Below are 13,839 nucleotides of genomic sequence, written 5' to 3' on the forward strand. Positions count from 1 at the left end.
CTTTGTGTGCCGGCGACGCGCGACCTCCAGAGACGCGACCTCCTTGGGATCGGCGCGAAAGACTACGGGTCCCGGACCTCGCTCGACGGTCCATAAAAATGTCTCGTAGCGACCGCTCGCTGACGTAAACGGATAAGCGACAAAACCTGATCGGTGCCAAGCTCCGCGAATCTTTCCTTCGCGAGAACTCACATGGGCTTCCTGATCCAATTGGCCAATGCCAGCGTGCCGGCCGTCATCCTTCTTATATTTGCTGTTCAGTTGGTCGCGCGCGAGGTGGGACTGTGGGTCGGCAACCGCCAGCACCGCCTCAATCCCGCTGAGCAGGAGACTGCCGGCGTGCTCGTCGGCAGCATGCTCGCGCTCCTGGCCTTCGTCCTGGCCCTGACATTGTCCTTCGCCAATGGCCGGTTCCAGGAGCGCCGCGAACACATCGGGCGCGAAGCCAACGCCATCGGCTCATCCTGGACGGCAGCGCAGGCCATCGGCTCCCCTCAGAGCCTTGAGATTGCACGCCTGCTGGTTGACTATGGCGAGCAGCGCAAGAACTATGTGGAAGCTCCCCCGAACGCCACCGTGCTGGACGCGATCACCCGCCGCAGCGATGCGATCCAGGCCCGGATCATGGACCAGCTCTCCCTCATGGTGCGCGAGCGGCCCGATGCGATCAGCGCCTCCATGATGAACAGCCTGAATGACACCTTCAGCGCCTCCACGGGGACACGCTTCGCCTTCAGCTCCCATATGCCGGAGGAACTGTTCTGGCTGCTGATCGGCATGTCGGTGGTAAGCATGGCAGCACTAGGATACCAGATCGGCATCCGTGGCCAGAGGGCGCGCGCCCTTTCTCTGCTTCTGACCGCCATGTGGACCATGGTCATCGTGGACATTCTCGATCTCAGCTCGGCGCGCGTGGGCAACGTGCACAACGATACCAGCGTGTTCAACTGGACGCTGGATTCGCTCCGGCCCGAGGCGCCCGGCACCCCGCAGCCGCCCGCCCACTGAGCGGCAAGCTACACGCCTGCCGGGCGTCCGCTCACCACCGTGCGGATGGCGAAAGACGACTGGATGCGCGCCACCCCCGGCAGGCGTGAGAGCACTTCCTTGTGCAGGCGCTCATAATCGGCGGCGTTCTTCACCTCGATTTTCACGATGTAGTCGGCAAGGCCGGTCATCAGATAGCAGTCGGTCACTTCCGGGCAACGCCGCACCGCCGCCTCGAACCGGTTCAGGAACTCTTCGGTCTGCCGGTCGAGGGTGATCTGGGTGATGACCACCAGCTTGTCGTCGGCGCCATTGGAATTCAGCAGCGCCGTATAGCCCCGAATGACGCCCGTGCGCTCCAGATGGCGCATGCGGCGCAGGCAGGCGGAGGGCGAAAGACCCACCTCCGCCGCGAGATCCGCATTGGAGATGCGTCCATCGCGCCGCAAGACCCGGATAATGCGCTCGTCCACGTCGTCGAGGGTCGGCATGTGCAGGATCTTTCGCGGTCCGGCAGAAAATTGCAACTACCCCGCCCGCCGGTTCAGCTTGTGTCGTCGAATCGTCTGAAATGCCGCCGGTCCCGGCGTAAGCTTTTTGCCAGATCAGCAATTTGCACCGGTGAGCCATCATGCGGATTCTCGTCCTCGGCAGCGGTGTGGTGGGTGTCACATCCGCTTACTATCTCGCCCGCAAGGGCCACGAGGTGACGGTGCTCGACCGCCAGCCGGCGGCCGGCATGGAAACCTCCTTTGCCAATGCCGGCCAGGTCTCGCCCGGCTACTCGGCCCCCTGGGCCGGGCCCGGCATTCCCATCAAGGCCATGAAGTGGCTGATGATGCACCACCGGCCTTTGGTGGTATGGCCGAGCCTCGACACCAAGCTCTATTTCTGGCTGGCGAAGATGCTCGCCAACTGCACGGAAGATGCCTACCGGCGCAACAAGGCGCGCATGGTGCGCCTCGCCGAGTTCAGCCGCGACGCCCTGAAAGAGCTGCGCGCCGAAACCGGCATCACCTATGACGATCGCGCCAAGGGCACGCTCCAGCTGTTCCGCACCCAGAAGCAGCTCCACCATGTGGGCGACGACACCGTGGTGCTGGACGCCCACAACGTGCCCTATGAGGTGCTGGACGTGGCCGGCTGCGTGGCCGTGGAGCCGGCGCTGGCGCGCGTGCGCGAGAAGTTCGTGGGCGGCCTGCGCCTGCCCGGCGACGAAACCGGCGACGCCCATCTGTTCACCCAGCGTCTGGCCACCATCGCCGAAAAGCGCGGCGTGACATTCCGCTATGACAGCTCCGTCGAGCGCCTCGAAACCGATGGCGGGCGCGTGACCGCCGTGGCGCTGAAGGGCGGGGAAAGGCTGACCGCCGACCTCTACGTGGTGGCCATGGGCAGCTACAGCCCGGCTTTGCTGCGGCCGCTGGGCATCGACCTGCCCATCTATCCGGTGAAGGGCTACTCGCTCACTTTGCCCATCACCAACCCCGATGCCGCGCCCGAATCCACAGTGATGGATGAAACCTACAAGATCGCGATCACCCGCCTGGGCGACCGCATCCGTGTGGGCGGAACGGCGGAATTGGCGGGCTTCAACCTGGACCTGCGTGAGCCGCGCCGGGCCACACTAGCCTTCTCCGTCGGCGATCTCTTCCCCGATGGCGGCGATATCTCGAAGGCCACCTTCTGGACGGGCCTGCGCCCCATGACGCCGGATGGCACACCTATTGTCGGCGCAACGGCTTACGGCAATCTCTACACCAATACCGGGCATGGCACCTTGGGCTGGACCATGGCCTGCGGTTCCGGCCGGGTGTTGGCGGACCTCATCGGCGGGCAGGAGCCGGATATTGCGTCCGACGACTTCGCCATCTCCCGCTACGCGGTGGCGGCCTGAGGCCATCCCGCATCGCCCCGGCCGTTCCTCGCCCACGTGTAAGCGACGAAGGCGACCGCCGGGGCGATCACCAGATGACCGCCCCACAGGCGTCAGCGAACTTCAAGCCCGCCGGAACCCCGGCCCGGGCCCCAGCCTGGCGCCGAGGCCCCCGATTGTTCCAGCTCGATGGCGAAATCCACGGCGCGGGCGATGATCTGGTCGACCCGGTCGACACCGCTCACCTGAATAGCGGCATTGGGCACCACTTCCGCCAAGAGCGCGCCGGCCAGCATCTCGCGCGGCGGCCGCACGAGACCCCTCAGGCGTCCATCGCAGGGCGCCACCACCAAAGCGGTTCCCACAAGGCCGATCATCTCGCCCGCGCGCACCACCTCCCCGATCACCTTTTCACTGCGAAAGACACCTGATGCCGGCGCCCGCACCGCGGTGTCGAAGCGCGAAAAAGCGCGGGGACCGCCCTTTGCGCAGCCCGCCCGCAGCACGGCGCCGGGGTCCGGGCCGCCCACCTCGATGACAAGGTCGCAATCCTCGCCCGCGCTGGCGCCAGGGCCCAGGACGATCGTCAATTCCGTATCGCAGCGCTCGCCCCCGCCCTCGCGGGCGTCCACCACCACATCCCAAGGCCAGCGGGCAACCGCCGCAAGGTCCGCCTGGCACAATACGGGCACGAACATGCCGCTGGTGAGCCCGGAAAGGAGCTCCGCATCACGACCAACCCGCCGCGCTTCCACGCCGCCGAGGGTCGCCACACCATCCCACCAGGCATCGGCAAACGACATCTTTCGCCGCAGCACCGCTTCCGGCGCGCTTTGATGAAGAGCTACGGCGTGACCGGACAGGAGAAGAGTGCGGGCCACGGCGGAGGCCAGCTCGTTCACGCCCAGAACCAGGACACAGCTTTTGTCTGGCATCGCCCTCCCCTTCCGGCGCCCGGCCGCGGTGAACATGTCCGTCCTTCGCGCCAACGGCGTCAACCGCGATCTCCGCGACGGGCAATGAAGCCGGCGCTCGCGCGGCACACTGCATGCACGCGCCCACAGCCCCGCAAACGGAAACGGCCGGCCGCTGCGACCCGGCCGACCGTCCCGCCAAGGCAAGGCGTTTTCAGATCAGGCGGTGAGTTCGGACGCCGTCTTACCAACCTGCGTTTCGTCGACGGCCTTCATGATGCCGTGCTCCATGAGCAGGTCTTCGAGCTCGTCCATGGTGATCGGGGTCGGGATGATGCCATTGCCGACATTCGCATGGACCTTCGAAGCCAGGTTGCGATAGTGCTGGGCCTGCCCGCTTTCGGGGGCATATTCCACCACGGTCATGCGGCGCAGTTCTGCGTGCTGCACGATGTTGTCGCGCGGTACGAAGTAGATGAGCTGGGTGCCGAGGCGCTTGGCCAGGGATTCCGCCAGCTCATATTCCTTGTCGGTCTGGCGCTCATTGCACACCAGGCCGCCCAGGCGGACGCCGCCGGAGTTCGCATACTTCAGAATGCCCTTGGAGATATTGTTGGCCGCATACATGGCCATCATCTCACCGGACATGACGATGTAGATTTCCTGGGCCTTGTTCTCGCGGATGGGCATGGCGAAGCCGCCGCACACCACGTCGCCCAGCACGTCGTAGGACACGTAGTCGATGTCCTCATACGCGCCGTTCTCTTCCAGGAAGTTGATGGAGGTGATCACGCCGCGGCCGGCGCAGCCCACGCCCGGCTCCGGGCCGCCGGACTCCACGCAGCGGATGTCCATGAAGCCAACCTTCATCACGTCCTCGAGCTCAAGGTCTTCCACCGAGCCGGCGTTCGCGGCCAGCGACAGGATGGTGTCCTGCGCCTTAGCGTGCAGGATGAGGCGGGTGGAGTCGGCCTTAGGGTCGCAGCCAACGATGAGGATCTTGTGCCCCATCTGCGCCAGAGCGGCCAGCGTGTTCTGGGAGGTCGTGGACTTACCGATGCCGCCCTTCCCATAGAAAGCGATCTGCCTCAGGCCCATGTTCATCTCCTGATCAAGAGCATCCGCCGCTGCCGGCCAGGCTGGCCATAACAAGGGCATGACACGACGAAATGCTGGAACTAATCCCAGCAAAAGCAATGCCAATTCATTGCACCACGCCTCGAACACGCCCATCTGGGAAATGAAGCGCGACATTTATCATTTTCCTACAGCCTGTTACGCCGCACCTCTCGCCAACCGCACTCGCTATGATGTTCGATTATATGGCGCGGGCGGCACAAGGGTGCAGGAGCGACTGAGCAGCTGCATCACATGCAATTGAAATATCGCCTTCTTTTTTACGCCACACGTCCGCGCGCGGCCATTCAAGCGGGCGCCGCGCCAGAGGGGAAACCTGGAATGTGACGATGGAACAGCGGGACTGTCCGAAAGCTCACATCGCTGTCACAAAGCACACAGCGCGCGAATACGTCTGCTTTCGACACTCACCAGAGTCTTCATGCATCATATGTAATCTCATTATATCGCGACGGTGGCGCCGCTGCCGCGCGACGAGCGATGCCCCCAGCGCGCGGAATATGATAGCTTTCGCAAAGGCTGCCAGAACGGATGGGACAGGGGATGGGTTCTGCCACCAAGATCGATGCCATGCTTGCGCTGCGCTCCGAAGGGCGCTTCCTTGTAGGGCGCGACCGCATCGCCATTCTGGAGGCCGTCGCGCAGCACGGCAGCATCACCGAGGCGGCCAAAGCCCTCGGCTTCAGCTACAAGACCGCCTGGGACGCGGTGGCGGCCATCAATAACCTGATGCCGCGCCCCGTGCTCATCACCAAGGCCGGCGGCAAGCGTGGCGGCGGCGCCACGCTGACCGAGGAGGGGCACCGCCTCATCACCGCTTTCCGCCGCCTGGAAGACAAGCTGGCGCGCATATCCACCCTGATCGCGGAAGAAGGGCTGGACGGGCCCACCGATTTGTTGTTTTGGAGCGTGGCCATGAAAACCAGCGCCCGAAACGTCTTCCACTGCATCGTCACCGACGTGCGCCGCGCGCCGGTGAATGTCGAGGTCGTCCTGAAGGTCTCGGAAGCGCACTCCATCGTGGCCGTCATCACCAATGAAAGCGCCGATGACCTCGGCCTCACGGTGGGGCGGGAGGTGATGGCCCTGGTGAAGGCCTCCTTCGTCATGCTGGCCCGGCCGGAGCCCCAGTTGCGCCTTTCCACCACCAACCTCATCTGCGGCAAGGTGCTGGAGCGCATCGACGGCGGCGTGAACAGCGAGATCGTCGTCGACCTGGGAGACGGCAAGACGCTGACATCCATCATCACAAAGTCTGGCGCCGACGAGCTGGAGCTGCATCTGGGCGCGGAGGTCTGCGCTTTCTTCAATACGTCTCAAGTCATTCTGGCGGTGGACTGAGCTTTACCGCATCCACACCACGCCGAAACGCATGTACGACGGACGACGCTGCCGCCGCCCGCCGCACATCCGAGGCCAGAATCCAGCTGAGCCGCACTCCACCTGCCGCAACCACCAAGACCCGAGCTGGAGAGCAAGGATCGCCCGGACCTCCGGCAGATGCGACGGCATTGAAGTAAAGCCCGGCCTGCTCCAGCCCGGTTTCCGCCACCCCGCTCTCAAGCCAATGCAAGCCCCGACCGCGGCGGATCGTCGAAGCTTTCCGGCGCCGCGGAGGTCAGGCCGCGACGCTGGTCATCAGCTCATCGAACACAGGGCGAGGGATGCGGAAGAAGCCCCGGCCATTGGCGCGGGTCTCATAGTATTGGGTGTAGCCCATATAGAGCTTATTATACCATTCGCGCGGAGAGAGACTCTCGGGCTTGGCATCGATCGTGAAGATTTCGGCACTGGGCCAGAAGCGCACATGAATCATCACCTCTTCGGACGGATTACCGAGGGCGACGGTAGGCTCAACAATCTGCGCAAGGACGGTCATCGCACTACTCCGGAAGGATTATCATTATATGAGTACGCTATGAATTTCGTTATATAGTTTTTTTAAATAACGAGTCAAGCGACGAATTCATGCGCGTTCAAAATTCATCTACCGACTGCGGGAATGAAGACGCCGCGGCGACCACGACAGTGGAGCACTGTGAGACCTTCGATTCCGGCATTCATTGAACGAGATCAATTTTCGGCAACTTTGGTCGTCGACCGCCCGTCATTGCGGCCCGCGGCGGCAGGCGCGACGACCCGCGCGCCTCAGCCGCGATACCGAAGCGCCTCCACCAGCAGGGCGAATGCTGCGGAAGGCTGATGCCGGCTCGGATAATAAAGATAGTAGCCCGGAAAGCGCGGGCACCAGTCCTCCAGCACCCGGATAAGGCGCCCATCCGCCAGGTGATCCTGCACTTGGTCTTCGATGGCAAGGCCAATGCCGAACCCCGCAATGGCCGCCTGCACCGTCAGCTGCACCGTGTCGAAGATGAGCTGGCCCTCCACCCGCACGCGCACTTCCCGCCCCTCTTTCTCCAGCTCCCAGGCATAAAGGCCGCCGGAGGTAAGCTGCCGCAGGTTGATGCAGCGGTGCTCCGCAAGGTCCTGGGGCGTACGCGGAATGGGATGGTTGGCGAAATATGCGGGGGAGCCCACCAGAGCCATGCGCAGATCCGGGCCGATCCGCACCGCGACCATGTCCTTCGCCAGCGCCTCCCCCAGCCGCACGCCGGCATCGAACCGCTCCGCCACGATGTCGGTGAAGCGCGCGTCGATCCGCAGCTCCACGTGAATGTCCGGATAGTCCGGCAGCAGTTTTTGCAGCGCCGGCCACAGGATGGTGTGGGTGGCGTGGTCCGATGCGGTAATGCGGATGTTCCCGGCCGGCCTGTCCCGCAGGGCACTTAGTGAATCGAGCTGCGCGCCAATGCTCTCCAACGCCGGCCGCAGGGTACGCAGCAGCTGCTCCCCCGCCTCGGTGGAGGCGACGCTGCGGGTGGTGCGCGTCAGAAGGCGCACGCCGAGCTGCGCTTCCAGGCGGCGAATGGTGTGGCTCAAGGCGGATTGCGACGTGCCCAGCTTCGCCGCCGCGCGGGTGAAGCTGCGCTCTTCCGCCACCACGAGAAAGGCGTTGAGGTCCACCAGATCCTGGCGCCGCACTTATGAACTCCAGATATGACTGCATGCCATTTATATCGGCTAATCAGCCAAATGCCCAACCTTTAGGGTTCCGGCGGCGGGGGATCGGCATGATCCCACGATCGTTGGAGGTGTGAGAATGGAGATCAGGCGCCCCGGCACGCAGCCCTCTGTGCGGGGGCCGGATGCGTATTTCACCGGCAGCGTACGCATCGACGCGCCGTTCGCCGGCAGCGGCGCCCTGAGCGCCGCCACCGTGGCCTTCGAGCCCGGCGCCCGCACCGCCTGGCACACCCATCCACTGGGCCAGACGCTGCTGGTGATTGCCGGGCTCGGGCGCGTGCAGAAAGCGGGTGGGCCGGTGGAGGAGATCCGCCCCGGTGACATCGTCTGGATCGAAAGCGGCGAGAAGCATTGGCACGGCGCGGCACCGGACTGCGCGATGACCCACATCGCCATCGCCGAGATGAAGGACGGCTCCGCCGTGACCTGGATGGAAAAGGTTGCGGATGGGGACTATCTGCAAGTGCCCGATAGCCCGAAAATCACGATCGCGCCCTGAGACCCTCGCCGGTTCGCGCGAGCATCCCTGCTGAAAGGCGCCCGCCTTCCAGCCTCATCACAGCAGAGACGGATGAACATGAAGACAGTTGGATTTGCCTGCACCGCGGTGAACGAGCCCCTGGCGCGCTTCGCCTTCGACCGCCGCGCGCCGCGCCCCAACGACGTGGTGATGGAGATCCTCTATTGCGGCGTCTGCCACTCGGACCTGCATTGGTCGCGCAATGATTGGGGCTGGACCGTGTTTCCCGCCATTCCCGGCCACGAGATCGTCGGCCGCGTCGTGGATGTGGGCGCGGATGTGACACGCCACAAGGTGGGCGACCACGTGGCCGTGGGCTGCATGGTCGACAGCTGCCAGGAGTGCGACCAGTGCCGCAAGGGCGAAGAACAGCTCTGCCGCAAGGGCAATTCGGGTACCTATGGCGGCTTCGACCCGGTGACCAAGGAGCACAATCTCGGCGGCTACTCCAAGCACATCGTGGTGCGTGAGGAGTTCGTGCTGCGGGTGCCCTCCTCGTTGGATCTCGCCAAGGCTGCGCCGCTGCTGTGCGCCGGAATCACCACCTATTCGCCGCTGCGCACCTGGAATGTGGGCCCTGGCAGCCGGGTGGGCGTGATCGGCCTGGGTGGCCTTGGCCACATGGCGGTGAAGCTCGCGGCCGGCATGGGCGCGGACGTGACGGTGATGAGCCGGACCAGCGACAAGGAGGCGGATGCGCTCGCCCTCGGCGCCGATCGCCTGCTCGTGTCCTCCGACCCCGAAGCCATGGCGAACGCCGCCAGCAGCTTCGACCTCATCATCGACACCGTGCCGGTGAAGCACGATCTCAACCCCTATGTGCCGCTGCTGGATGTGGATGGCACGCTTGTCATCGTCGGCCAGATCGGCCCGGTGGTCGAGCCGTCGACGGTGCCGATGGTTCTGGGCCGCCGGCGCATCGCGGGCTCGCCCATCGGCGGCATCCGCGAGACCCAGGAGATGCTCGACTTCTGCGCCAAGAAGCACATCCTGCCCGAGGTGGAGATGATCCGCATGGACGAGATCAATGCCGCCTTCGAACGCATGGAAAAGGCCGACGTGCGCTACCGCTTCGTGATCGACATGGCGACGCTGCCGGCGGTCGCCTGACCAGCACCATCCCGTGGACTTCCCGGCTGGCGCCGGGGAGTCCACGGGACCTTCACTCGGTGAAACGCCTAGAACACCTGCAGCAGCCGCACGGTGCCCCGGAAGGCTTCCGGGAAGCCGCCCGAGGTGGACACGTCCCGCTGCACGAGGCCGAGCACCTGGAACGTGGGCGTGATGAACTTGGACAGCTCCAGGCGAACCTGCGAGCGCTCGGTCTCATTGTCCGTCGGCACCCCCGCGAGATATTCGGTGCCGCCCCAGAACTGAGAATAGCCCACCGCCGCCGACCATGTGGGCGCAAAGGCGTAGGACAGCCACGCCTGGAACTGATAGGTGGGGTCCTGGCTCAGGGTCTGGTTGCCATTGCCCGCCTTCGTGTTGTCGCCATACCAGGTCACGTCGCCGGTGAGCTGCAGGGCGAGCCCGTTCGTGAGGCCCTGGTACCACCCCGCCTGCAGGTCCAGCTTCCAGCGGTTCTCGCCAAGGTTCAGCGCCTCACCCGCGCTGTATTGGCCAAGGGGCAGGAACAGATAGGGCATGATGCCCACATAGGTCTGCGTGGCCTTATTGTTCACCACCCACACTGTGGCCGCGAGGATCGGGTCTCCGACGCCCGCAGCCGAATCCAGCCCGGCGCCGGCGACGCGCCCGTTATAGAGGGTGCCGGCAGGGATGAGCACCTGCGGTGCCACAGTGAAGCCCGCAACGTCGAAGTAATGCACGTAACGCAGAATATCGACATAGGAATCAAGGCCGGTGTCATTGGAGAATGTCTTCCCCGACGCCGTCGTATATTCGTTGCGGGTGGCATACTGGCTGTAGAACACCAAGAGATTGGTACCCGCGGGCGCGGGAAGATAATCGCTGGAATTGACGTCCGCGGCATCGGCGGCGCCTGCCGCCAGGCACGCGCAGACGGCCCCAAGGATGCTCCCCCTGAGCAAGGGTTTCATGTTTCCTCCCGGATTTTCTTGATTTCGCCGGCGGCCTTGGCGGACCGTTCCGGCCATTGGAGCGCGGGCGCCGGCGCCGCCTGGGTGGAAAGCCAGGGACGGCGTCGGCGGCGTTGGTCAGGCCCTCAGCCGCGAGAGCTGCTGGAGCACGGATTCCGGCTCCGCCCCTTCGGGAATCTCAGCGAAGTAGAATTGCCCCGCTCCCAGCTCCGCGACCGGCGCGCCGCTCCACAGCTCCTGGCTCACGTCCAGGCCCTGGGCGAGGTCGCCGCCCGCGACCGGCGCGGCACCGATGAGGCTATCCAGCTCGTCGCTGCCGGCCGCCGCCTGCCCGCGCAGCGCGAGGCCCCAGCGATAATGACGGGCCACGTTCACCAGCGGCCGGGTGGCTTCCAGGTCACCATCACTGGCGGCCTCGTCCTCCTCCAACAACAGCCCGCCGATGGGCAGCGCGCCGACCACGCGCACGAAGTCCGCCATGTACATGGCCGCGCTTTCCACGGCGTCCGTATCGACCGTCACGGCAGTCCGCCCCGCGAAGCCAGCGGCCTCGGTCAGCCAGCGCCGGGGCGCGGGCAGCGCGAGCACCAGCGGCGTCTGGCCACGAAGGCTTGCCGCCACCGCTTCCACCACCTCGGTCAGCAGCTTGCGCGGCCCCTCCTCCTCAAGCATGCGCTTGAGCGGGAAGGCGACGCGGGATTTCGCAGCCATCTCGGCCTTCAAGGCGGGATGGCGCGCGACCCAGGAGCGATAGAGGTCGCCCACATCCACCACCGCCACGTCCGGCCGCAGCAGGCCGTGGGCCTGGGTGAAGAAGGAGAGAAAGCGCGGGGCGCTTTCCCAGGGGTCGCCCGCCTCGCCCAGAAGAAGGCGCCGGGCATAGCCCGACGACTTCAACCAAACGCGCAGGCCCGGCACGCCCGAGGGGCGCGGCAGGTCGTCCACAAGGCGCGCGCTCATTGCTTCTCGCCCCCCATGGCGCCGAGAGCCGCCAGGCGCGCTTCCAGCTCAGCAATGCGCACGTCCTTGGGGTGGGTCATGTAATTCGGGCGCGGGGTCGCCGCCTCGCGGGTCTTCTGGGGCGAGCCCATGTACAGCACCGAGACGTCGTCGCCCCACGCGCCGAAATAGGGCAGATGGGCCGGCGGAGTAGGCTTGCTCCACGCCTTCACGAACTCGGAATAGGGCTTGGAGCGGGCGATGCGCGCCTTGCGCTCGGCGGCGCGGGCGGCCTCGGTCGCGGCTTCGTCGATGGCGAGGGTTTCCGGATCGAACACCACCTTATAAAGGCGCGCCGCCACCGCCGGAGACATGAGCCCTTCCTCAATGTCCTTGATGACGCCCTTGGGATCGCGCTCCAACAGGTCACCATAGCCTGCACCGGCGCCCTGGGAGATCATGAAGAGCTCGCCGCGCTTGGAGATCTCGAACCCCATGCCCATGTGATGGGTGGTGTAGCTGGCGCCCTCGAACGGCTGCTCGTTCATGATCTCCTCGATGGAGTGCTTGAACTTCTCCGGCGTGTTCATGAGCACGTCGTAGACATCCACGCCCTGCACCTTGGAGAGCGGATAGGTGCCGCAGGCATAGCCGCCGAACAGGCCCTGGAGCGGCGGGATCTTGGCACCCTGGGCGGTGGTCATGAAGCCCCACTGCTCACTATCCTTGGTGGCCACCATCATGGTGTAGCCCTGGCCGCCGCGATACTTACCGGGGGCAACGGCATCACGCGTCATCTTCTTGGACACGAGCTGGAGGAAGGGCACTTCCTCTTCGTTCAGCTCCTGCTCGCCGATATCCGCCATGGTGGCGAAGATGGGGGCGAGGGCGTGCTCGCCGTCGCGGTCCACGGTGGCGCCGGCGCCCATGCCGTTGAGGTCGGCGCACAGGTTGCCCAGCGTCTCGCCGTGCTGGGACACGCCGCCCCAGATGAAGGTGTTGATCATGTTGAAGGTGGGCGCATGCACCTTCGTGAACTTCTCCGGGCAGGAATAAAGGAACTTCGCCACCGCGTGCTGACCGGCGGTGAAGCCGGTGAAGATCGACATCAGCGACTGCGAATTGGGCGCGTCATAGGAGCAGTTGACGATGGAGTGGGGGTCGGTGATGACCTCGATGGGCGCGAATGCCGCCTGGCCGCGCGGCAGGTCCGGCCACACATAGCACAGGAACACCTGGGCCAGCATGCCCTTGAGGCCGGCGACAATGGTATTGGTGGCACGATTGGTGAATTCGGGCGCCGAGCCACGGAAATCGAAGATCAGCCGATCACCGGTCTTGGTGAGCTTGCAGTTGATCTTAACGACACAGTTTTCGCGCAGGGTCGAGTCCTGGATGATGTAGGTGCGCACGGTCATGTCCGGCCATTCGGAAATGCGGCGCTTCACCTCCGCGCGCACGTTCTCCATGGTCAGGCGCAGGGTGGAAACCAGCGCGTCTGGTCCATCGGTGTTCAGCGTCTCCTCAATGCGCTGCTTGATGCGCAGGCAGGCGAACAGCTTCACCTTCATGTCTTCATACTGAAGCTTCGGCTCGCGCACCGAATTCTGCAGGAAGGTGAGGATGTCGCGCTTGATCTGGTAGTTTTCGACCACCTTGAACGGCGACATCTTCAGCCCTTCGTCGGAAGGGCTCTCCGCCATGGAGGGCATGCCGCCGGGCTCAATGGCGCCGTTCTCGCCCTCGTGCACGGTGGAGGCCACCCAGCACACCAGCCGCCCCTTGTGGAAGATGGGCAGGATCATCGACTGGTCGGTGTTGTGCACGTTGCCGTAGCGGCTGTCATTATGGATGAAGCCGTCGCCCTCGCGCACGCCCACGGTGGGGTCATTCATCCAGTTCTTGATGATGAACTTGATGGGGTGGTGCACCAGAGCCGAGAAGATCAGCACGCCACCGGCGGAGGCGATGGCAAGATCACCCGAAGCCGAATACACGCCGGTGATGACGTCGCCCCACTTGGCGCCGGGCGCCGCCCCCATCTGCTCCACCATCTCATAGCCTTCGTCGCAACCGGACTGGATGCGATCGCGGATCTTGGCGATGGTGTGGGCGTCGGAGGCGTTGGCGATGGCGGCTTCCTCATCCGCGCTGCGCGGCATGAGGTCGTGGTTCTGCATGATCTCGGGGTCGGGGCCGAGGAACAGGGTGGTATCGTTCAGGAACTTCTTGATAAGGGCCATGTCCTCGGCGCTGGGCAGCTTGCCGCGACCGCTATTGCTCATGTCGTTCATGGGGTTTCCTCCCGGAATATCTTGA

13 protein-coding genes are annotated in these 13,839 nt (G+C 64.8%); 5 read left to right on the top strand and 8 right to left on the bottom strand.

What is annotated here, in order from left to right:
• The first annotated feature begins 192 nt into the window (after positions 1 to 192).
• Complete coding sequence (locus tag V5F26_RS16820; RefSeq protein ID WP_394947339.1) at positions 193 to 1,008, top strand: bestrophin-like domain; 816 nt, start codon at positions 193 to 195, stop codon at positions 1,006 to 1,008.
• A gap of 8 nt (positions 1,009 to 1,016) precedes the next feature.
• On the opposite strand, the gene V5F26_RS16825 is transcribed toward V5F26_RS16820, so the two are convergent.
• Positions 1,017 to 1,478 carry an Lrp/AsnC family transcriptional regulator gene (locus V5F26_RS16825; protein WP_394055289.1) on the bottom strand — a complete coding sequence of 154 codons (462 nt, stop codon included), beginning with the start codon at positions 1,476 to 1,478 and terminating at the stop codon, positions 1,017 to 1,019.
• Between the two features lie 140 nt (positions 1,479 to 1,618).
• On the opposite strand from V5F26_RS16825, the gene V5F26_RS16830 reads away from it, so the two are divergent.
• Positions 1,619 to 2,884 (top strand): D-amino acid dehydrogenase, encoded by a 1,266-nt coding sequence (locus tag V5F26_RS16830; RefSeq protein ID WP_394055291.1) that lies wholly within the window; start codon positions 1,619 to 1,621, stop codon positions 2,882 to 2,884.
• A 92-nt stretch (positions 2,885 to 2,976) separates the two neighbouring features.
• Here the strand turns inward: V5F26_RS16830 and V5F26_RS16835 are convergent, their stop codons facing one another.
• Both V5F26_RS16835 and nifH read right to left on the bottom strand, forming a co-directional pair.
• Positions 2,977 to 3,798, bottom strand: coding sequence for a hypothetical protein (locus V5F26_RS16835; protein WP_394947338.1), 822 nt, complete (start codon positions 3,796 to 3,798; stop codon positions 2,977 to 2,979).
• Positions 3,799 to 3,996: 198 nt separating this feature from the next.
• Complete coding sequence (gene nifH, locus V5F26_RS16840) at positions 3,997 to 4,875, bottom strand: nitrogenase iron protein (RefSeq protein ID WP_234052351.1); 879 nt, start codon at positions 4,873 to 4,875, stop codon at positions 3,997 to 3,999.
• A gap of 582 nt (positions 4,876 to 5,457) precedes the next feature.
• Here nifH and V5F26_RS16845 point away from each other — a divergent pair.
• Positions 5,458 to 6,255 carry a TOBE domain-containing protein gene (locus V5F26_RS16845; protein ID WP_234052352.1) on the top strand — a complete coding sequence of 266 codons (798 nt, stop codon included), beginning with the start codon at positions 5,458 to 5,460 and terminating at the stop codon, positions 6,253 to 6,255.
• A 277-nt stretch (positions 6,256 to 6,532) separates the two neighbouring features.
• Here V5F26_RS16845 and V5F26_RS16850 read toward each other — a convergent pair whose 3' ends face one another.
• Together V5F26_RS16850 and V5F26_RS16855 are read right to left on the bottom strand one after the other, a co-directional pair.
• The gene (locus V5F26_RS16850) at positions 6,533 to 6,793 is read right to left on the bottom strand and encodes a hypothetical protein (protein ID WP_234052353.1); all 261 of its coding nucleotides are present in this window, start codon (positions 6,791 to 6,793) and stop codon (positions 6,533 to 6,535) included.
• 269 nt (positions 6,794 to 7,062) lie between these two features.
• Positions 7,063 to 7,956 (bottom strand): LysR family transcriptional regulator, encoded by an 894-nt coding sequence (locus V5F26_RS16855; RefSeq protein ID WP_234052354.1) that lies wholly within the window; start codon positions 7,954 to 7,956, stop codon positions 7,063 to 7,065.
• A gap of 118 nt (positions 7,957 to 8,074) precedes the next feature.
• Here V5F26_RS16855 and V5F26_RS16860 point away from each other — a divergent pair, with 118 nt between their 5' ends.
• The gene (locus V5F26_RS16860; protein ID WP_394947337.1) at positions 8,075 to 8,497 is read left to right on the top strand and encodes a (R)-mandelonitrile lyase; all 423 of its coding nucleotides are present in this window, start codon (positions 8,075 to 8,077) and stop codon (positions 8,495 to 8,497) included.
• Between the two features lie 78 nt (positions 8,498 to 8,575).
• Positions 8,576 to 9,628, top strand: a complete 1,053-nt coding sequence (locus V5F26_RS16865; RefSeq protein ID WP_394947336.1) for an NAD(P)-dependent alcohol dehydrogenase — start codon at positions 8,576 to 8,578, stop codon at positions 9,626 to 9,628.
• A gap of 68 nt (positions 9,629 to 9,696) precedes the next feature.
• Here the strand turns inward: V5F26_RS16865 and V5F26_RS16870 are convergent, their stop codons facing one another.
• The 3 genes from V5F26_RS16870 to V5F26_RS16880 form a co-directional block, all read right to left on the bottom strand.
• Positions 9,697 to 10,581: a transporter gene (locus V5F26_RS16870; protein WP_234052357.1), complete on the bottom strand. Its 885-nt coding sequence runs from the start codon at positions 10,579 to 10,581 to the stop codon at positions 9,697 to 9,699.
• Positions 10,582 to 10,698: 117 nt separating this feature from the next.
• Positions 10,699 to 11,541, bottom strand: coding sequence for a hypothetical protein (locus tag V5F26_RS16875; protein WP_394947335.1), 843 nt, complete (start codon positions 11,539 to 11,541; stop codon positions 10,699 to 10,701).
• Positions 11,538 to 13,814, bottom strand: a complete 2,277-nt coding sequence (locus tag V5F26_RS16880) for a hydantoinase B/oxoprolinase family protein (protein WP_234052359.1) — start codon at positions 13,812 to 13,814, stop codon at positions 11,538 to 11,540. Before V5F26_RS16880 ends, V5F26_RS16875 begins: the two co-directional genes overlap by 4 nt.
• Positions 13,815 to 13,839 lie beyond the last annotated feature (25 nt).

This window comes from Xanthobacter variabilis, from assembly GCF_043831965.2.
GTDB lineage: Bacteria > Pseudomonadota > Alphaproteobacteria > Rhizobiales > Xanthobacteraceae > Xanthobacter.